Raw genomic sequence first — 18,396 nt, forward strand, 5'->3', positions numbered from 1 at the left:
CTCCCCATGAAATAAACATAATTCAATCAACACGTTGTCGCTAGTGCGGTGTCCGTTGATTCTGCTGGACAGCGGTGGCTGTTTTCACTTTCACTCGACCTCAGCCATGTGGGTTGCCGCTGCGCAGAGCGCGACCGGCGCCACGTCCATCGCCACCTGGGGGACCGTCTCATGCCGTTGCAGCTCCGCCTTCGCCCGCTCAGCCATGCTGTCCGTTTCGCGTGTTGTTTCGGCCTGTTCGCCACCGCCCCGGCCTGGGCGCAGGAGGCGCCCGCCGGCGCTGCGGCCGACCCGGCCCGTACCTTGGACACGGTGGTGGTCACCGCTGGCAAGCTGAAGGAATCGGTGCGTGAGATCGCCGGTTCGGTGTCGGCAGTCACCGACCAGCAACTGCAGGACATCGGCGCGCAGTCGCTGGCCGATTACATCCAGCGCACTCCCGGCGTGGTCTTCAACAACTACCAGCCGGGTGTCTCGCACGTGGTGATGCGCGGCATCGCCACCAGCGCTGGCAATGTGCAGGGCCAGCCCACGACCGGTTACTTCCTCAACGAAGTGCCGCTGACCGAACCGGGCTGGACCATCGCCATTCCCGATATCGATGCCTTCGACCTGAACCGGGTGGAAGTGTTGCGGGGGCCGCAGGGCACGCTGTTCGGGTCGGCCTCGATGGGCGGGGCGGTGAACTACGTGGCCAACATCGCCGATACCGGCGCCTTCGATGCCGCTGCCGAAGCGACCGTCAGCCAGACCCGCAACGCTGACGTGGGCTTTGCCGGCAAGGCAATGGTGAATGTGCCGATCAAGCAGGACCTGCTGGCGGTGCGTGCGGTGGCGCAGTACCGCGACGATCCCGGCTTCATCGACAACATCGGCACCGGCAGGGACGGCGCCAACAGCAGCACGCTTGATGGTGGCCGGCTGTCGCTGGTGCTGACCCCGAACGAGGGCACCACCCTGACCTGGCTGAGCCTGCTGCAGAACACCGACAGCGATGACAACAGTTACCAGATTGCCGGACTGGGTGACCTCACGCGCCGCACCGCGCTGCCCGAGTACACCCATACAAAGGTGGCCGTGCACAGCGCGCGGTTGGACCAGGACCTGGGCTTTGCCGACCTGACCGCGCTGCTGGCCTACCAGAAAAAGAAACAGGACTGGCGCTTCGACTACACGCCGGTGCGTGCGGCCTACAACGCCGACCTGGGCCTGGACCTGACCGCGCCGCTGTACATCGCCTCCGGCGGTGAAAGCACCGGCAAGAGCATCGAGCTGCGCCTGTCGTCCAAGCCGGGTGGCCGCATCGACTGGCTGGTGGGTGGCATGTACTTCGATTCGGACAAGCGCCTGCACGAGCAGCTGGGCGCGGAAGGTGCGGCTGCCGCGTTCGACCGTTCGCCGTTGTTCGGCCCCGGCAGTGGCGCGGTGATCGCGCCGGACGGACAGATCTTCAACGGCTTCCTGACCGACCTGTCCGGCTCGGAAGCGGCGCTGTTCGGCGAAGGCAGCGTGCACTTCAACGAGCAGTGGAAGCTGACCGTCGGCGGCCGCCTGTTCCGCAACAAGGTGCGCACGGTCAGTACCCAGGTGGGCTTCTCGACCTGGCCGGGCGCGCCCAAGGTGTCGACCCAGGAGACCAAGGAAGACGGCTTCAATCCGAAGGTCTCCCTGACCTGGCAGGTGAACCCGGACGTGATGGTGTACGGCCTGGTGTCCGAGGGCTTCCGCTTCGGCGAACCCAACACCGCCGGACTCAGCGCCTACCCGGTGCCGTCCGGGTCGAAGAGTGACAGCCTGGTCAACTACGAACTGGGTACGCGCACCAGCTGGGCCGGCGGGCGCCTGCTGCTGGATGCCACGCTGTTCTACGTGGACTGGAAGGACATCCAGCTGCGGCTGCAGACGCCGGACCTGTTCAACTACGCCAGCAATGGCGGCAAGGCCTACAGCCGTGGCGTCGAACTGTCCGCCACCTGGCGCCCGGTCGATGCTTTCGAATGGCAGGCATCGGCCACCTGGCAGCGCGCCCGCCTGGATGAGGATCTGTTCATCCTGTACTACGGCACCGCGCCGAAGGGATCGCAGCTGCCGGGCTCGGCCGACTGGACGGTGAGCAACCTGCTCAGCTGGCACTTCGATGCGCGTTTCTCGCCGACGCTGTCGCTGTCACACCAGTACGTGGGCGGTGGCATCAGCGACCTGAACTCGGCCGTGCCGGGCATCACGCCCAACCGCCAGGGCAACTACAACCTGTTCGACCTGCGCTACCGCATGACCTTCGGCAACACCGATGTCACCCTGTTCGGCAGCAACCTGACCGACAAGCGTGGCATTACCCGCAGCGTGACCGAAACCAACGGCATCGGCGAAGGCCTGGTGCGGCCGCGCACCGTCGGCGTCACCGTGCACTGGCGTTACTGAGACGATGGACGGGAGCGGCCGCGTGCAGCAACGTTCAATCGGGCGCTGGCAACTGGCAGCGCGGCGCAAATCGCTGGAGGCGGTGGTGGCCGACGGCGAGCGCGCCGGCCTGCAGCGCCGGCTGGGTGCCGGCAGCCTGCTGGTGCTGGGCATCGCCAACATCCTCGGCGCCGGCATCTATGTGGTGACCGGCACTGCCGCGGCCAGTTTCGCCGGCCCGGCGGTGGTACTGGCCTTCGTGCTGGCGGCGCTGGCCTGCGGCTTCACCGGGTTGTGCTATGCCGAACTGTCATCGGTCATCCCGGTGTCCGGCTCAGCGTATTCGTACTGCCAGGTGACGCTGGGCGAAGGCGCGGCGTGGGCGCTGGCGTGGATGGTGATCCTGGAATACCTGCTGGCCGCCGCTGCGGTGGCCGCCGGTTTTGCCGGTTACCTCACCAGCCTGCTGGGCGATCTGCACGTGGTCGTGCCGCTGGGGCTGGCGGTGTCCAGCGTGACCGCCACCGCGCAGGGCGGGCATACCGTGCTGTCCTTCAGCGGCGGCATCAATGCGGTGGCAGCGCTGGCGGTGCTGGCCGCTGCCGCCGTGCAGATTGCCGGGGTAGGGCGCTCGGCACTGGCCAACCTGGTGCTGGTGCTGATCAAGATCGCGGTGCTGCTGGCCTTCATCGCGGTCGGTTCGCAGTTCATCGACGCTGCGCACTGGCAGCCGTTCCTGCCGGCCAATGAGGGCGGCTTCGCCTACGGCTGGCCCGGCGTGCTGCGTGCAGCGGCCATGCTGTTCTTTGCCTACCTGGGCTTTGAGACTGTCTCGATGGCCGCCGCCGAAGCGCGCCAGCCACGGCGTGACGTGCCGGTGGGCATCCTCGGCTCGCTGGTGGTGTGCACCGTGCTCTACGTCGCGGCCGGTGCTGTGCTGACCGGGCTGGTGCCGTTCCGCGAGCTGGGCGTGCCGGACCCGGTTGCGCTGGCGGTGGACCGCATCGGCTGGCCGGGGTTTGCGGTGCTGATCAAGATCGGCGCGCTGACCGGGCTGGGCTCGGTGCTGCTGGCCAACGCCTACGGCGCCTCACGCATCAGCCTGAGCATCGCGCGCGATGGCCTGCTGCCGGCGTTCTTCACCCGCGTGCACCCCACGCTCGGCACACCGTGGCTGGCCAGCGTGGCATTCGGCAGCGCCAGTGCACTGCTGGCCGCGCTGCTGCCGATCAGCATCCTGGGCGACCTGATCTGCCTGGGCATCGCCTCGGCGTTCATCGTGGTGTGCATCGCGGTGATGTGGCTGCGCTCCACCCGTCCAGAGCTGCGTGGCGGCTTCCGCGTGCCACTGGGCGGGGTCTGGATCGGCGGCGTGTGGCTGGGCGTTGTACCGGTGCTGGGCATCGTGATGTGCGTGGCGATGATGGTGCCGGTGCTGGGCGACATGCTGGCCCAGGTCCGCCGCGGCGATGTGCTGCCGGCCAGCATCCTGCTGGTTTACGTGCTGGCCGGTGCGGCCATCTATGTCTTCTACGGGCAGCGCCGTGCGCGCCGCCGGCTTCAGGAACCCATGGCATGACCCTTGATGATTTTCCGCTGGCCCAGGCACTGCAGCTGGGCCATCTGGATGCGCACGACCAGCACGCGCTGGTGCGTGCCGGCGAACTCTCACCGCGCGAACTGGTTGCTGCGGCACTCACGCGCGTGCGCCACCTGGACCCGATGCTGGGCGCACTCAGCCATGTCGATGCCGATGCGGCGCTGGAGCACGCATCGCGCGTGCGCCGCGATGCACCCATGGCTGGCGTGGCGTGGCTGCCGAAGGATTCACTGCGCTACCCAGGGATGCCCACGCGTGGCGGTTCACGCTCGCGCAGCGCGGTGCCGGCGCTGGATGCGCTGCCATTCGCGCAGCGCTTCGATGCGGCTGGGCTGGTGGCCATCGGCAAGAGTTCCATGCCCGAGTTCGGTCTGATGGGATCGACCGAGCCGCTGCTCGGGCCGGTCACCCGCAACCCGTGGAACCCCGCGTACTCGCCCGGTGGCTCCAGTGGCGGGGCCGGCGCCGCGCTGGCCGCGGGCATCGTGCCGCTGGCGCATGGCAGTGATGGCGCCGGTTCCATCCGCATTCCGGCGTCGGCCTGTGGCGTGGTCGGGCTGAAGCCGGGGCGCGGCGGCACGGTGATGGTGCGCGGACGGCATGCCATTGAAGACCTGATCGTGGCCGACAGCCTGATGTCGCGCAGCGTGCGCGATACCGCGTGGGCGTTCAGTGCGGCCCATCCCCGCGCCGGGCTGGACCCGCGCGGCTGGCTGCAGCCGCCGCGCCGGCTGCGCATCGGCGTCATCAGTGAATCGTTGCCTAGGTTGGCACCGGATCCGGCGGTGGCGGCCGTGCTGGAGCAGACCGCGCAGCTGTGCACGGCGCTGGGCCATGCAGTCGAGGCCACCACCTATCCGCTGCCGGGCCGTGAGGTCTGGCAGGCCCTCTACACCCTGTGGTCGCGGTTGGGGCTGGATGCGGTCGAACTGGCGGTGGCGCAGGGCGGCGATGACTTCGCGGCACATGCACTGGAACCATGGACGCACGGCCTGGCGCGCTTCCACCGCCAGCACTGTGGCGTGCCCGAGCTGGAGCAGGCCTATGCGGTGCTGGCGGCACTGCCAGCGGCATTCAACCAGTTCCACCAGCACTACGACGTGCTGCTGACCCCGACCGTGCGCACCTTGCCGCCGCCGCTGGGCGCACTCGCCCCGGACCGCGACTTCGACACGCTGCTGCCAGCCATGTTCGAGTGGATCAGCTATACGCCACTGCAGAACCTGGCCGGCACGCCGGCCATCTCGCTGCCGGTGGGCCACCGTGACGGCTTGCCGGTGGGCATGCAGTTTGCCGCCGACCGCGGGCAGGAGCCCCTGCTGCTGCAGCTGGCCGCCGAACTTGAACAGGCCGCGCCATGGCGCGACCGCTGGCCTGCGGTGTCCGTGGCCAGCGCACTGGACCAACCCCACTGATGGAGCTCTACTGATGGGCCATGCCCGCGACAGCCGCTACGCCGCCCGCAACCAGGACGACGTGCTGCATCTGCTAGCCAGCCAACCCTTCGCCTGGCTGGTGTCCACCGGCGGCGACGATGCGGCCTTCACCCCTCTGCCGCTGCGTGCCGAGTGCGATGCACACGGCCGGCTGGTGGCCCTGCGCGGCCACCTGGCCAAGCGCAACCCGCACGTGGCACGGCTGCAGCGCGACGGCCGCGCGCAGGCGCTGCTGATGGGGCCGCATGCCTACGTCTCGCCCAGCTGGCTGGATGACCGCACCCAGGCGCCAAGCTGGAACTATGCCGCGGCGATGTTCGAGCTGGATGTTGCTATCAGTACGCAGGACGCGGACATCCGCAACGAGCTGGATGCGCTGATCACGCAGATGGAAGCCGGCCGTGCCAAAGCCTGGTCGCTGCACGAAATGGGCGAACGCTATGCGCGGCTGGCCAGCGGCGTGGTGGCGCTGCGCGGTGAGGTGCGCGAAGTGCGTGCCACCTTCAAGCTGGGCCAGGACGAAGCGCGGCACGACTTCGCGCAGCTGCTGGCCGGCCTGCAGGCCGGTGGCGAGCACGCGCTGGCGGACTGGATGATCGACTTCGCCGCCGGCCGCGGGGAGGACGCATGAGCCGCAGCCTGGATGCGCTGGACCCGCAGATCCGCCGCTTCATCGAAGATGTCTGCAACGAAGGTGCGCGCCTGCGCGCTGGACGCACGCTGGACTGGCCGCAGCGCCGGGTGATTGCCGCACAGGCGCGTGCGCCCTGGCGCGAGGGCGGCCCGCGCATGCGCGACAGCGTGGATGTGCCGCTGGACTCCGCGTACGGGCCGTTCCAGCTGCGCGTGCTGACCCCGCAGCAGCAGCCGGCCGCGCCGTCGCCCGCCCTGGTCTATCTGCACGGCGGCGGCTGGTGCATGTTCGGGCTGGATACGCATGACCGCCTGCTGCGCGAATACGCTGATCGCGCGCAGCTGCCGGTGGTGGCCATCGATTACAGCCTGGCACCCGAGCACCCGTACCCGGCAGCGCTGGACCAGGCGGTGATCGCGCTGCAGTGGCTGCGCAGCGAAGGCGCGCGCTTCGGCATCGATGGCCAGCGGCTGGCGCTGGGCGGTGATTCGGCCGGTGCCAACCTGGCCGTGGCCAGCGCCCTGCGCCTGCGCGATGCCGGCGATCCCGGTTGCATACAGGCGCTGGTACTGAACTACGGTGCATGGACACCGCAGTTGTCCGAACAGGCGCGGCAGCAGCTGGGCCAGCCGCAGGACATGCTCAGCGGGGCGGAAATGGATGAGTTCTGGGCCGCCTACCTGGGCGCGGATGCGCAGGCCGTGGCCGGTCCGCTGTCGGCGCCGCTGCATGCCGCGCTGCACGGGCTGCCGCCTGCGCTGCTGCTGTGGGGCGACCGCGACGTGCTGGCCGAGCAGAACCAGGCGATGGTGCAGCGCCTGCGCGATGCTGGGGTCACGGTGGACAGCCAGGTCTATCGCGGCGCGCCGCACAGTTTCATCGAAGCCATGGCGGTGTCAGCACTGGCAAACGATGCCATCGGCCGTGGCGCAGAATGGGTGCGCCAGCATCTGCTGCCGCCTGCCACACAAGGGAACCCTGCATGAGCCTGTTGTTGAACCGGATGTGGTGCGCCTGCCTGTGCGTGGCGGTCGCACTGCCATCGCTGGCTGCCGCCCCGGCGGCGCCGGTGCTGCCGACCCCGCAGGCGATCATGGCGCTGAAGGTGGTGGGCGACCCGCAGATCAGTCCGGACGGCAGCCGCATCGCCTATACGGTCGGCACGCCACAGCCGCAGGGCAAGCCGCCGCGCAGCCGCATCTGGTGGGTACCGGCCAGTGGCAAGGCAACCGCGAAGGAACTGCCCGCCGCAGACACTGCCAGCGAAGAGCATCCACGCTGGAGCGACGATGGCCGCTATCTGGACTTCATCTCCACCCGCGCGCTGCCTGCCGACGTGGAGCATGCTTCGCTGGGCGGCGCGCAGGTCTGGCGCGTGGATGCGCAGGGCGGTGAACCGCAGCTGCTGACCCGCGCAGAGGGCGATGTCAGCGCTTTCGAGGTATCACGCGATGGCACGCGCATCGCCTATCTGTCGGCCGATGTCCCCGATGCGGCCACCACCGCCGCCGGCGAGGCCAGGGACGATGCGCAGCGCGTGGACCATCCCACCACGTTCAGCCGCGTCTGGCTGCGCGATCTGCGCAGCGGCCAGACCCGCGTGCTGAGCGCGCCCGGGCAGCAGGTGCATGACCTGGCGTGGTCGCCGGACGGGCGCACGCTGGCGCTGCGCGTTTCGCAGGGCACCACGCTGAATGACTTCTGGTACCGCTCGCAGGTGGTGCTGGTGGATGCCGGCAGCGGTGCGCAGCAGGCCGAGCTGGAACCGCGAGCGTCGGCGCACCCGCTGCAGTGGTCGCCCGACGGTACGCGGTTGCTGTACGGCCACCTCGGCGAGCACGGCATGACCGCCGACATCACCGTGCATGCCATCGGCAGCGGTCAGCGCACGGTGCTGGGGGCGGACTGGAACGGTACGCTGTGGCTGGCGCGCTGGCAGGACGACGGGCACCTGCTGGGGCTGGGCCAGCGCGGCGTGCGCGGCGCCTTCCTGCGCCTGGATGCAGCCAATGGCCGCTGGACGGAACTGGCGCGGCCGCAGATTCCCTTCGCCGCGTTCACCACCACGCGCAGCGGGCGCAGCGCCTACCTGGGCATCGGCAACAGCCAGCCGGCGGAAGTCTGGCTGCAGCAGGGCGCAGCGCTGGCGGTGCGCAGCGACCACCACCCGGAAGTTGCGGGCTGGGCGCATGGCAACGTGCGTGAACTGGCGTGGACCTCCTCGCGTGATGGCCTGCCGATCACCGGCCTGCTGGTCACGCCGCCCGGCTGGAAGCCCGGCACGCCGCTGCCGACGCTGGTGCAGGGCCATGGCGGTCCGGCGTGGGCGTGGTGGTCGGGGTGGCTGGGTTCCTGGCACGACTGGGCGCAGCTGCTGTCCACGCACGGCTATGCGGTGTTCCTGCCCAACCCGCGCGGCTCCGAAGGCGGCGGCCGCGCGTTCGCCGAGCGGGCGCGCAACGATTGGGGCGGCGGTGATTTCCAGGACATCCTCGACGGCGTGGACCTGCTGGAGAAGGAAGGCGTCGTCGATCCGCAGCGGCTGGCGATCGGGGGCTGGAGCTATGGCGGCTACATGGCGGCCTGGGCGGTGGCGAACAGCCCGCGCTTCAAGACCGCGATCGTCGGGGCCGGGGTCATCGACATCGGTGCGATGGCGCTGACCACCGATACGCCGGATTACCTGCCCGGCTACTTTGGCGATCCGCTGCGCAACCGCAGCGTCTACGACCAGCATTCGCCGATCCGCCATGCCAGCAACATCCGCGTGCCGGTGCTGATCCTGCACGGCGAACAGGACAAGCGCGTGCCGCTGTCGCAGAGCGAGATGCTGTACCGCGCGCTGCGCTTCAATGGCACGCCGGTGGAGATGGTGACGTACCCGCGCGGGCCGCACTGGTTCTTCGAGCAGGCGCACGGCCGTGATGTCCAGCAGCGCGTGCTGGACTGGCTGGACAGCCAGCTGGGCACGGAGCCGGTGCGATGAAGGCTGCTGCCGATATCGCGTTCATCGGTGGTGGCAACATGGCGCGCTGCCTGCTGCAGGGGCTGTTGCGGCAAGGCCAGGACCCCGCACGGATGGTGGTGGCCGATCCCTTGCCGGGCATCCGCGAGGGCCTGTCTGCCGAGCTCGGCGTGCAGGTGGTGGAACAGGCCACGCAGGCGGCGCAGCGGGCACCGCTGTGGGTGCTGGCGGTGAAGCCACAGGCCGCCGAAGCAGTGTGCCGCGCGCTGGCCGCCACGGCCGCTGCGGTCTCGCCGCAGGTGGTGTCGATCATGGCCGGCATTACCCACGCCCGGCTGCAGCAGTGGCTGGGCATCGATGTCAGTGTGCGCAGCATGCCCAATCAGCCTGCAGCGATCGGCGCGGGCATCACCGCACTGCATGCCGGCGGTGCGCTGCCTGACGCGGCACGTGCACAGGTGGAAGCGCTGTTCCGTGGCTGCGGGTCCACCGTGTGGCTGGACGAGGAAGCGCAGATGGACACGGCGACGGCGGTGGCTGGCAGTGGCCCGGCGTATCTGTACCTGCTGGCCGAAGCCCTGCAGCGGGCCGCCGAAGTGCGCGGCCTGCCAGCCGACAGCAGCCGGCAGCTGGCCCAGCAGACGCTGCTGGGCGCAGCGCGCATGCTGGAGGCCTCTGTCACGACACCCGCGCAGCTGCGGGCGCAGGTGACGTCTCCCGGCGGAACCACGCAGGCCGCACTGGCGGTGCTGGCCGAGGGCGGCTGGCCAGCAATGCTGGACGCGGCCGTCGGAGCGGCCCAGGCACGCGCGCAGGCCATGGCCGCATCAGGTGGCTGAGCTGCGCAGCATCATGGCCGGCGTCGTTTCCCCTCAGGCCAACGACAGCAGGAACAGCCCGTAAGGCAGATCATGGTCCAGCCACTGATCCTTCACTCTCCAGCCGGCACATTCTGCGATTGCCGCCAGGCGCTGGGGCGTGAATTTGTGGGAGCTCTCGGTGTGCAGTCCTTCGCCAAGGGCGAAGTGAAAAGGATGGCCTGCAATCCGTACCTCCTGCTCGCGGCGGCTGACCAGCCACATCTCCATGCGGGACTCGCTGGCATTCCAATGCGCACGGTGCAGGAATGCACCCGGATCGAAGTTGGCGCCCAGTTCGTCGTTGATCCGCACCAGCAGATTGCGGTTGAAGGCTGCGGTGATGCCGGCGGCATCGTCGTACGCAGCCAACAGCGTTTCCCTGTCCTTTACCAGATCCACGCCGATCAGAAGCTGGGCGCCCGAGCCCAGGAGGTTGCGCAGATGCGACAGCAGCGCGACCGATTCCCCTGGGCTGAAATTGCCCAGCGTAGAACCCGGGAAGAAGCCCAGCCGCGCATGTCCATCAGCGAGCGCGGGCAGGGTGACAGCCTGGGTGAAGTCGCCTGCCAGTGCGGCCAGTTGCAGATGGGGATAGTCACGTGCGATGGCCGCACCCGCCTGCGCAAGTGCGGACGCGCTGATGTCGATGGGTACGTAAGCGCCGAGGTGCGGTGAAGCATCCAGGAGGACGCGTGTCTTCAGGCTGGCGCCGCTGCCGAACTCTACGAGCACGGTTCCGGGTTCGATGTGGCGGGCGATGTCGGCCGCCGAAGACCGCAGGAGGGCCAGTTCGGTGCGGGTAAGGTAGTACTCGGGCGTGGCGCAGATCGCCTCGAACAAGCGCGAGCCTTCTTCGTCATAGAAGTATTTGGCCGGCACGTTTTTCGGGGTCGCCGAGAAACCACGAAGCACGTCATCGAGGAACGCGCTTGACGGTGCGGGCACGGCAGGATCGTTGTCGCGTGCCAGGCGCACGCCATTGAACATCCAGCGCTGGGCAGGCGCAAAGAAATTACGGTACGTCGCCCTTGCGTGTCCTGGAGGGGTGATCGAGGAACCTCCGCGCAGGACCATCTGGCCTGCCATGAATTTGCCGTTGTATTCGCCCACGGTTCCAGCCGGCGCGCGGAAGCCCGGGTACGCATGGTAGGCGCTGCAGGTCCATTGCCATGCCTGGTCGTAGAGGCCGCCCAGGTTGGGCAGCGTCATTGCAGCGTGCTCCCACTCGGCTTCGCTGGGCAGGCGCGCACCGGCCCAGCGAGCGTAGGCGTCAGCCTCGTAATAGCTCACGTGGCGCACGGGGGCGTGTGGATCCAATGGGGTGCGGCCCTGCAGCGTCAGGGTGCTCCAGTGGTCGCCTTCATCGCGCCAGTAGAGCGGTGCCTGCCAGCCCTGCGCTTGCGCGGTTGCCCAGCCATCGGCCAGCCACAGCAGAGGCCGCCGGTAGCCGCCTTCGGCGATGAAGGCCAACCATTCCTCATTGCTGACCAGGCGATCGGCAAGCGCGAAGGAGGGCAGGAAGACCGTGTGGCGCGGCATTTCATTGTCGAACGCGAAGTCGTCGCCCGTCGCGCCGATGTTCACCAGCCCGCCGGCGATGTCCGCCCATTGCAGGGGCCCGGCAGGCCGCGCGCGGGAGGGGAGTTCCGGTCGATACGCAGGCGACAGCGCCGATCGGGAGAACAGGTGCAGCACGTCCATGAGGATCAGTTCCTGATGCTGCTCCTCATGTGCCAGGCCAAGCTCGACCAGTCCGGTGCAGGCCGCCGGCAACGCGTGAAGCAGCCTGTCCATTGCAGCATCGACATGGGCGCGATACGCCAGTACATCGTGGGCGGAGGGGCGTGTCATCAGGCCGCGTTCTGCACGCGGCAGCCGTGGGCCGGCGCCTTCGTAGTACGAGTTGAAGAGGTAGCCGAACGTTGGATCAAACGCAGCGTACCCCGGCAGGTGCGGCGCCAGCAGGAACGTTTCGAAGAACCAGCTGGTATGTGCCAGATGCCACTTGGTCGGGCTGGCATCCGGCATGGATTGGGCCGCCTGGTCTTCCACGCTCAGCGGGCCGGCCAGAGCGACGCTGTGCGCACGTACAACACGATAGCGACGGCGTAGATGGCTCACAGACTCAGCCCGATTTGACGGCCGAACGTGCGCGCGCATTCCTGACGGTCACCCAGATGGCCGAGAGCAGGAAATAGAACGCGCCCAGGCCGGCGTAGGGGGCCACCGTGGTGACATCCAGGGCGATGCCACTGCTGGCCTGCTTGAAGAAGAACGCGCCGGCGGCTGCCGATTGCGCGCCGCTGAGGATCATGACCCACTGGCCACCTGCGCTCTTCCAGCGACGCACCGCGGTAGCCAGTTGCAGCAGGCCGGAGAGGATCGCCCAGACACCGAAGACCTTGATCGTGGCGACCATGCCGGAAGTGAGGGCAACGCCGATGGCAATGGCAGTCACCACGCTGACGATGAAGTTGAACATCTGCGTGCCGTTCGCACCCAAGCCACCGGTGCGGCGGGCATCGATGTAGTTCGCCAGCGCATCCCATGCCGGGTACAGCACCAGCAGCACCGCACCTACGGCTGCGTTCTGCCGGCCAACCACAACGGCCAAGGCGATCCACGCAATGGATACGCCTGCGCGCAGGAAGTAGTAGCGCTGGAGCCAGGCACTTGCCGGGGACACGGAAGGGGCGGTGGCAGTCATGAAATTCTCCGGATTCGAAAGGAAGAAGCGTGGGTGGGTGGTAGCCTATCTACCAATAGGTAGGCTGGTGACGTGCATGCTTGCCTACCAGTAGGTAGGTCGTCAATCAGTTTCCGTCAGGGCACCGCGCCGGGTTGCCTTCTGTTCATTTCCTGGGCTTCAGCGGGGCGCCGGGTGGCCTTGGAAGTGCTCGATGACCCACTGTTCGCAGAGTGCCCACAGGCTCGGCGCGCCTTCGCGGATGACCGGACCATAGCGCTCGAGCACTTGTTCCATGGAGACGCCATTCTCCGTCCAAGTCCCGCCGCCGGCGAATATGTTCGCCAGCAGGGGTTGGAAGCGATCCAGCGCCTTTGCAAACCTGGCGTCGGCGCTGCGCGCGCTTTCAAATTCATGCCACAGCGCCAACATGTCCTCGCCCTGTGGCTGCGGCAGCATGCCGAAAAGCCGCTGGGCGGCAACGGCCTCCAGCTGCGCCTGATGGGCGGCACTGGTGCCGCCATGGATCGGCATGTCACCCACGTCGATCTCGACGATGTCGTGCAGCAGAAGCATGGTCAGCACGCGTTGCACATCGACCGCTTCCGCGGCGTGCTCAACCAGCACAAGTGCGTACATCGCCAAGTGCCAGGAATGTTCGGCCGAGTTTTCACGCCGGCTGCGGTCGAGCAGGGGAGACTGGCGAACCACGCTCTTCAGCTGGTCGATCTCGCGAAGGAAGGCTACCTGTTTCTGAAGTGTCGTCGCCATGGAGCACGCTTCCCGTGGGGTCGAAGGGGATCAGGCGGCCGGGGCCAGGCGATCAAGCGACACCCGGACCAGGGACTCGAACGCCGCCGGTTCGCCCAGGCCACGCGCGGCGAGCATCGCACCATGTACCGCGGCCATGAAGGTGCGGGCTTCCACCTGTGGCGTCGCATGCAGCTGCAGCTGGCCCCGGGAGAGGCCCCGCGTCATCGTCGAGGTGAGCCACTGGCTCAGGTCATCGAAATGCCCGCGCACCTCGGCCGCGACTTCGGGCGGCAGCGTGGGCAGCTCGGCGGCCAGCATTGCGCCGATGCAGAACGAGGACGTGCCGCCCAGGATGCAGCTGGACCAGTAATCCGAATAGGCGGTCAGCTCGCCCAGCGGGTTGTCCAGTTGGCCTTCCAGCAGCGCCAGGCCGGCACGGGCTTCGGCGCGGTAGCGCGCCACGACCTCCCGGACCAGATCGACCTTGGTGGGGAAGTGGTGGTGAATGCTGGCCTTGCTGATGTTTACCTGCGCTGCGATGTCTGCATAGCTGAAACTGTTGTAGCCGCCAGACTCGAGCAGAATACGGGTGTAGGCGACGATCTCGGCAGCTTTCGGCGAGAGCTCGGTATCCATGAGGCACCTGAAGGTCCAAAGTATCAATCTACCAGTTGGTAGGCTTTGGCGCAACGTGCCCGTTCAGCGCTCACTCGATGGGAGGTAGGTGCCGAACCGGATCTGCACAGCCCCCTCCACCACATTGACCACGCCGATCTCCTGTGGGCCGATCTCAACAACGGCGGGCCAGGAGTGACGGAAGCCGAGTGGCCATGCGGGCGGGCGGATCGTCTTCCACGTAGTGCCGGCGTCCTCGCTTGCGCTGACCTCGTTGAGGCAGGAGGTCACGAACATTGCGCCGCTGGCGGTATTCATGACATGCGGGCCGCACTTCTGATCGGCGAGGGGCGTGCCCAGGCCGACCGGCCACGTGCGGCCGTCCGCTGACGTTTTGTAAGACACCGGGCATTGAGGATCGTCGCCGCAGGTTTCCAGCACCATCAGGTAGCCGCCGCCCGGGCGAGCCGAGATGACCGGCATGCCGGGCCGCAGGCGGCCTCCGCCAGGCTGTTCGGCAATGGTCGCCGCTGCAGACCAGGTGCGGCCACCGTCGCGGGATATGCGCTGCGACACCACCTGGTTGTAGGAGGGTTTTTCGTCGGCGCGGGTTTCATCGGCATAGACCACCGACAGGCTGCCATCCTGCAGCGGCGTCAGCACGGGTTCCCACACACCGCGGTCCTTGCGCCCGCGCGGCGTTTCATTGGCGGTAATGGTGCTGAGGAAATGCCACTGCCGGCCCTGGTCATCGCTGGCATACAGGTTGAGACGGTACGAGCGGCGGTCGATCAGTGAGCGCATGGCCAGCAGCACCCGGCCATCGGGCATGACGCGCAGTTCGCCGTTGTCGAGCAGCCGCCCGGGCTCGGACACGCTCGACAGGGGCGCCCATGTGCGTGCGTTGTCATCACTGACCAGCAGCTGCAGCGTGGTCGGGCGGCCCTTGGGATAGTGAGTGGTTACTGCCAGCCAGCGCCCGTCGGGCAGCCGGGCCAGACGGCCCCAACCGGCATTGGCAGCGTCAACCGTCACCGTGTCTCCCCACTCCACGGTGGTTGCAGTGGCAGGCTGGGCGGCGACAAGCAGCGCAGCGAAGCCCAGTGCCAGGCCGCTGCGTCGCAGCGGGCGGGCCAGAGCGTCCATCGGGGGCATTTTCATCAGGCGCATGTTGGTCACCAGTAGGTTGCGTACAGCGCGACAAGGATGGCCACCACGGCCAACGAGGCAACGTTGAACGAAGGCGCGGTCGCGAAGCCCACATCATCGGTACGGATGCGGTCACGATCACCGCGTGCACGGGTGGCCAGCGCCACGCCGACGCCCAGCAGCAGCGTGGCCAGGAACACCACGCCCATGCGGTCCATGAAGGGCAGCAGCGGCCACAGCAGCTTGAACGCCAGCGACAGCACGAACGAACCGATGGCTGCCGCCAGCGCGCCGGCTTCATTGGCGCGCTTCCAGAACAGGCCCAGCAGGAAGATCACCACGATGCCCGGAGTGAAGAAGCCGGTGAACTCCTGGATGTACTGGAAGCCCTGGTCGAAGCTGCCCAGCAGCGGCCGTGCGGTCAGCAGGGCCACGATGATCGAAACGGTGGCCGCCAGCCGGCCGACCCGGACCAGTTTGGCCTGCGGTGCGTCCGGTGCGCGCTTGGCGTAGAAATCCAGGGTGAAGATGGTGGCCACCGAATTGATCTTGGACGCCAGCGAAGCGACGATGGCGGCGATCAGGGCGGCGAACACCAGGCCGAGAATGCCACTGGGCAGCAGCCCCAGCATGGTCGGGTAGGCGGCATCAGGGCGTTCCAGGTTGGGCGCCAGCATCACCGCGGCAATGCCCGGCACCACCACGATGGCCGGCAGCAGCAGCTTGAGGAAGGCTGCGAACACCACCCCCTTCTGCGCTTCCTGCAGATTCTTCGCGGCCAGCGCCCGCTGGATGATGTACTGGTTGAAGCCCCAGTAGCTCAGGTTGGCGATCCACATGCCGCCCAGCAGCACCGACAGGCCGGGGAGATCCTTGTAGAACGGGTTGTCCTTGCTCAGGATCATCTCGAACCGTTCCGGGTGCGCCTGCCACAGCTGCATGAAGCCATCGCTGACACTGCCGTCGCCGATCTTGCCCAGCGTGATGAACGTTACCAGCAGGCCGCCCAGCACCAGCAGGCAGACCTGCACGATGTCGGTCAGTGCAACCGCCTTCAGGCCACCGTACAGCTGGTACAGCAGCGCGAATGCGCCCAGCAGCACCAGCGCCACGTTCTGGTCCAGGCCGGCTACGCCGGCAATGGCGATCGAGCCCAGCCAGAGGATCGACGTCAGGTTGACGAATACGTACAGCCCCAGCCAGAACACCGCCATCAGCGTGCGGATGCGGTTGCCGTACCGTTCCTCCAGGAACTGCGGCATGGTGGTGATGCCATTGCGCAGGAAGATCGGCAGGAACCACTTGCCCACGATCAGCAGGGTCAGCGCCGCCATCCACTCATACGAGGCGATGGCCAGGCCGATGGCGTAGCCGGAGCCGGACATGCCGATGATCTGTTCTGCCGAAATGTTGGCTGCGATCAGCGAGGCACCGATCGCCCACCAGGGCAGGCTGCGGCTGGCCAGGAAGTAGTCCTGGGCCGATTTCTGTTGCCCGGCCTTCTCGCGCGACACCCACTGCGCAAGGATGAAGATGCCGGCCAGGTAAGCCAGGACGATGCAGATATCGAGGGTGGAAAGGCTCATGGAATCTCCGCGGGTGGTCCGCGCTGTCAGCGGGGCGGCAGGTGGTCGGGGTTGCCGGCGAACCGGGGCTCGGGAAGGCCGGCGATGCCGGCATCGATGGCGAACAGATGGCCGGCCAGCGGCTCGCGGAAATGCTGGGCCGGGTCCAGCCCGTCCAGCGCGCTGGTGACGAACAACGTCCGCAGGTCGCTGCCGCCGAAGGCGGGCCGGGTCGGCTGGCTGGCCGGCACATGGATGACGCAGTCCTTGCGGCCATCAGGCAAATAACGGACGATCCGTGATGCGCCCCAGCGTGCATTCCACAGGCCGCCCTCTGCATCGACCGCGCTGCCGTCCGGCTCGCCGGGCTCATCACGCAGGTCGGCAAACACCTGCACCGGGCCGAGCGTGTCGCCATAGCGGCAGCACCACAGCAGCTTCTGCTGCGAATCGCAGAAGTACAGGGTGTCACCGCGCGGGCTGAAGGCCACGCTGTTGGAGATCGCAACCGCTGGCAGGGCAAGGCGCTCCAGCCGCAGATCGGCGTGCAGCCGGTAGAACGGCGCCACGGCCTGCTTCAGGCCGACAGCTGGTTCGTGCAGCATGCCGAACACGAAGCGGCCTTGGCGGTCGCAGGCGCCGTCGTTGGCGCGGGTCTGTGCGACTTCGTCCAGCCGGTGCAGTTCGCGCAGTTCGTTGCGCCCGGGATGGAAGAATGCCAGCCGCGTTGCCAGCGCCAGCAGGAGCCAGCCCTCCGCCTCGCACAAGGCCACCGATGCCAGGCGTTCGGGCATCGCCCACTGGTCCACCGCTGCGGTAGCTGGATGGTAGCGCCACAGCCGGGACTGGACGATGTCGGTCCAGTACACCGCCTGTTCGCGTTCGCACCACACGACGCCTTCGCCGAGCGTATTGGCGGACGCCACCGCAGGAGTCAGGGCCGCATTCACACCCAGCCTCCATCCACGATGAAATCCTGCCCCGTACACATGCGGCTGTCGTCGGCCGCAAGAAACAGCGCTGCACGGGCAAGGTCATCCGCACGCAGGTAACCGGGCAGGCACTGCGCGCGGCGCAGCTGTGCCTCGCCTTCCTCATCCAGCCACAGCCGCTGCTGTTTTTCGGTGATCACCCAGCCCGGCACCAGCGCGTTGATGCGGATGCGGTCCTGGCCCAGTTCCCGCGCCAGGCCGTTGACCAAGCCGTGCACGGCCGACTTGGCCATGGCGTACATCGGGTAGCCGCTGTTCTTGATCATCCAGCCGGTGGAACCCAGGCAGATGATCGAGCCGCCGCCGAGTGCGCGCATGTCCGCTGCGACGGCCTGGATGGCGAAGTACTGGTGGCGCAGGTTGACCGCGATGCTGCGCTCGAAGTCTTCGGCCTGCGTGTCGGCAAGGCTGTGGCGGGCGTCGTTGGCCGCGTTGTTGACCAGCACCGATATGGGGCCGATCTGCCGGCGGGCCTCGGCGATGGCGGCCTGGAAGGACGCAAGCGCGGTGACATCGGCATGCAGGTAGATCGGCACGTGGCGCACATCGGCCAGTGCCTGGACCAGTGCATGGCCGCTGGCATCGTCGATGTCGAGGAAGGCGACCCTGGCACCCTGCCGGGCAAAGTGCTCGACGAAGGCTGCGCCGATGCCGGTGGCACCGCCGGTCACCAGCACACTGCGGCCGTCCAGGCTGGGATAGGTGGCCATGGTGGGCTGCGGAGGGAGGGGGATGCTCATG

General features: G+C 67.8%; 15 protein-coding genes. 7 read left to right on the top strand and 8 right to left on the bottom strand.

Annotated elements, in window-relative coordinates; genetic code table 11:
• The first annotated feature begins 171 nt into the window (after positions 1-171).
• The 7 genes from AC3WL7_RS10970 to proC are packed head-to-tail and all read left to right on the top strand — an operon-like array spanning position 172 to position 9,874.
• Positions 172-2,421, top strand: a complete 2,250-nt coding sequence (locus AC3WL7_RS10970) for a TonB-dependent receptor (protein WP_492750267.1) — start codon at positions 172-174, stop codon at positions 2,419-2,421.
• A gap of 22 nt (positions 2,422-2,443) precedes the next feature.
• Positions 2,444-3,979 carry an amino acid permease gene (locus AC3WL7_RS10975; protein WP_492750268.1) on the top strand — a complete coding sequence of 512 codons (1,536 nt, stop codon included), beginning with the start codon at positions 2,444-2,446 and terminating at the stop codon, positions 3,977-3,979.
• Positions 3,976-5,415, top strand: coding sequence for an amidase family protein (locus AC3WL7_RS10980; RefSeq protein WP_492750269.1), 1,440 nt, complete (start codon positions 3,976-3,978; stop codon positions 5,413-5,415). The genes AC3WL7_RS10975 and AC3WL7_RS10980 overlap by 4 nt, the downstream gene beginning before the upstream one ends.
• A 13-nt stretch (positions 5,416-5,428) precedes the next feature.
• Complete coding sequence (locus tag AC3WL7_RS10985) at positions 5,429-6,067, top strand: FMN-binding negative transcriptional regulator (protein ID WP_492750270.1); 639 nt, start codon at positions 5,429-5,431, stop codon at positions 6,065-6,067.
• Positions 6,064-7,056 (top strand): alpha/beta hydrolase, encoded by a 993-nt coding sequence (locus tag AC3WL7_RS10990; protein ID WP_492750271.1) that lies wholly within the window; start codon positions 6,064-6,066, stop codon positions 7,054-7,056. The genes AC3WL7_RS10985 and AC3WL7_RS10990 overlap by 4 nt, the downstream gene beginning before the upstream one ends.
• Positions 7,053-9,056, top strand: a complete 2,004-nt coding sequence (locus tag AC3WL7_RS10995; RefSeq protein ID WP_492750272.1) for an alpha/beta hydrolase family protein — start codon at positions 7,053-7,055, stop codon at positions 9,054-9,056. Before AC3WL7_RS10990 ends, AC3WL7_RS10995 begins: the two co-directional genes overlap by 4 nt.
• Complete coding sequence (gene proC, locus AC3WL7_RS11000) at positions 9,053-9,874, top strand: pyrroline-5-carboxylate reductase (RefSeq protein ID WP_492750273.1); 822 nt, start codon at positions 9,053-9,055, stop codon at positions 9,872-9,874. The genes AC3WL7_RS10995 and proC overlap by 4 nt, the downstream gene beginning before the upstream one ends.
• Positions 9,875-9,907: 33 nt before the next feature.
• Here the strand turns inward: proC and egtB are convergent, their stop codons facing one another.
• The 8 genes from egtB to AC3WL7_RS11040 all read right to left on the bottom strand — a co-directional run bounded on the left by egtB (position 9,908) and on the right by AC3WL7_RS11040 (position 18,395).
• Positions 9,908-12,055 (bottom strand): ergothioneine biosynthesis protein EgtB, encoded by a 2,148-nt coding sequence (gene egtB / locus AC3WL7_RS11005; RefSeq protein ID WP_492750274.1) that lies wholly within the window; start codon positions 12,053-12,055, stop codon positions 9,908-9,910.
• Positions 12,021-12,602 (bottom strand): DUF308 domain-containing protein, encoded by a 582-nt coding sequence (locus tag AC3WL7_RS11010; protein ID WP_492750275.1) that lies wholly within the window; start codon positions 12,600-12,602, stop codon positions 12,021-12,023. The genes egtB and AC3WL7_RS11010 overlap by 35 nt, the downstream gene beginning before the upstream one ends.
• Before the next feature lie 159 nt (positions 12,603-12,761).
• Positions 12,762-13,352, bottom strand: a complete 591-nt coding sequence (locus AC3WL7_RS11015; protein ID WP_492750276.1) for an HD domain-containing protein — start codon at positions 13,350-13,352, stop codon at positions 12,762-12,764.
• A gap of 30 nt (positions 13,353-13,382) precedes the next feature.
• Positions 13,383-13,970: a TetR/AcrR family transcriptional regulator gene (locus AC3WL7_RS11020; RefSeq protein WP_079221150.1), complete on the bottom strand. Its 588-nt coding sequence runs from the start codon at positions 13,968-13,970 to the stop codon at positions 13,383-13,385.
• Positions 13,971-14,033: 63 nt separating this feature from the next.
• Complete coding sequence (locus AC3WL7_RS11025) at positions 14,034-15,119, bottom strand: sialidase family protein (protein ID WP_492750277.1); 1,086 nt, start codon at positions 15,117-15,119, stop codon at positions 14,034-14,036.
• Between the two features lie 5 nt (positions 15,120-15,124).
• Positions 15,125-16,684: a sodium/sugar symporter gene (locus tag AC3WL7_RS11030; protein WP_481562157.1), complete on the bottom strand. Its 1,560-nt coding sequence runs from the start codon at positions 16,682-16,684 to the stop codon at positions 15,125-15,127.
• Between the two features lie 26 nt (positions 16,685-16,710).
• Entirely contained in the window at positions 16,711-17,613 is a 903-nt protein-coding gene (locus tag AC3WL7_RS11035) for an SMP-30/gluconolactonase/LRE family protein (RefSeq protein ID WP_492750278.1), read from the bottom strand.
• On the bottom strand, positions 17,610-18,395 hold the full coding sequence (locus AC3WL7_RS11040) for an SDR family NAD(P)-dependent oxidoreductase (protein ID WP_492750279.1): 786 nt from the start codon (positions 18,393-18,395) through the stop codon (positions 17,610-17,612). The genes AC3WL7_RS11035 and AC3WL7_RS11040 overlap by 4 nt, the downstream gene beginning before the upstream one ends.
• Position 18,396: the final 1 nt, after the last annotated feature.

This window comes from Stenotrophomonas sp. FW305-3-2-15-E-LB1 (genome assembly GCF_058787375.1).

Excerpts from the sequence above, each read along its gene's own strand:
- AC3WL7_RS10970 (WP_492750267.1), top strand. The coding sequence starts at position 172 with ATGCCGTTGCAGCTCCGCCTTCGCCCGCTCAGCCATGCTGTCCGTTTC.
- AC3WL7_RS10980 (WP_492750269.1), top strand. The coding sequence starts at position 3,976 with ATGACCCTTGATGATTTTCCGCTGGCCCAGGCACTGCAGCTGGGCCAT.
- AC3WL7_RS10985 (WP_492750270.1), top strand. The coding sequence starts at position 5,429 with ATGGGCCATGCCCGCGACAGCCGCTACGCCGCCCGCAACCAGGACGAC.
- AC3WL7_RS10990 (WP_492750271.1), top strand. The coding sequence starts at position 6,064 with ATGAGCCGCAGCCTGGATGCGCTGGACCCGCAGATCCGCCGCTTCATC.
- AC3WL7_RS10995 (WP_492750272.1), top strand. The coding sequence starts at position 7,053 with ATGAGCCTGTTGTTGAACCGGATGTGGTGCGCCTGCCTGTGCGTGGCG.
- proC (WP_492750273.1), top strand. The coding sequence starts at position 9,053 with ATGAAGGCTGCTGCCGATATCGCGTTCATCGGTGGTGGCAACATGGCG.
- egtB (WP_492750274.1), bottom strand. The coding sequence starts at position 12,055 with ATGCGCGCGCACGTTCGGCCGTCAAATCGGGCTGAGTCTGTGAGCCAT.
- AC3WL7_RS11010 (WP_492750275.1), bottom strand. The coding sequence starts at position 12,602 with ATGACTGCCACCGCCCCTTCCGTGTCCCCGGCAAGTGCCTGGCTCCAG.
- AC3WL7_RS11015 (WP_492750276.1), bottom strand. The coding sequence starts at position 13,352 with ATGGCGACGACACTTCAGAAACAGGTAGCCTTCCTTCGCGAGATCGAC.
- AC3WL7_RS11020 (WP_079221150.1), bottom strand. The coding sequence starts at position 13,970 with ATGGATACCGAGCTCTCGCCGAAAGCTGCCGAGATCGTCGCCTACACC.
- AC3WL7_RS11025 (WP_492750277.1), bottom strand. The coding sequence starts at position 15,119 with ATGCGCCTGATGAAAATGCCCCCGATGGACGCTCTGGCCCGCCCGCTG.
- AC3WL7_RS11030 (WP_481562157.1), bottom strand. The coding sequence starts at position 16,684 with ATGAGCCTTTCCACCCTCGATATCTGCATCGTCCTGGCTTACCTGGCC.
- AC3WL7_RS11040 (WP_492750279.1), bottom strand. The coding sequence starts at position 18,395 with ATGAGCATCCCCCTCCCTCCGCAGCCCACCATGGCCACCTATCCCAGC.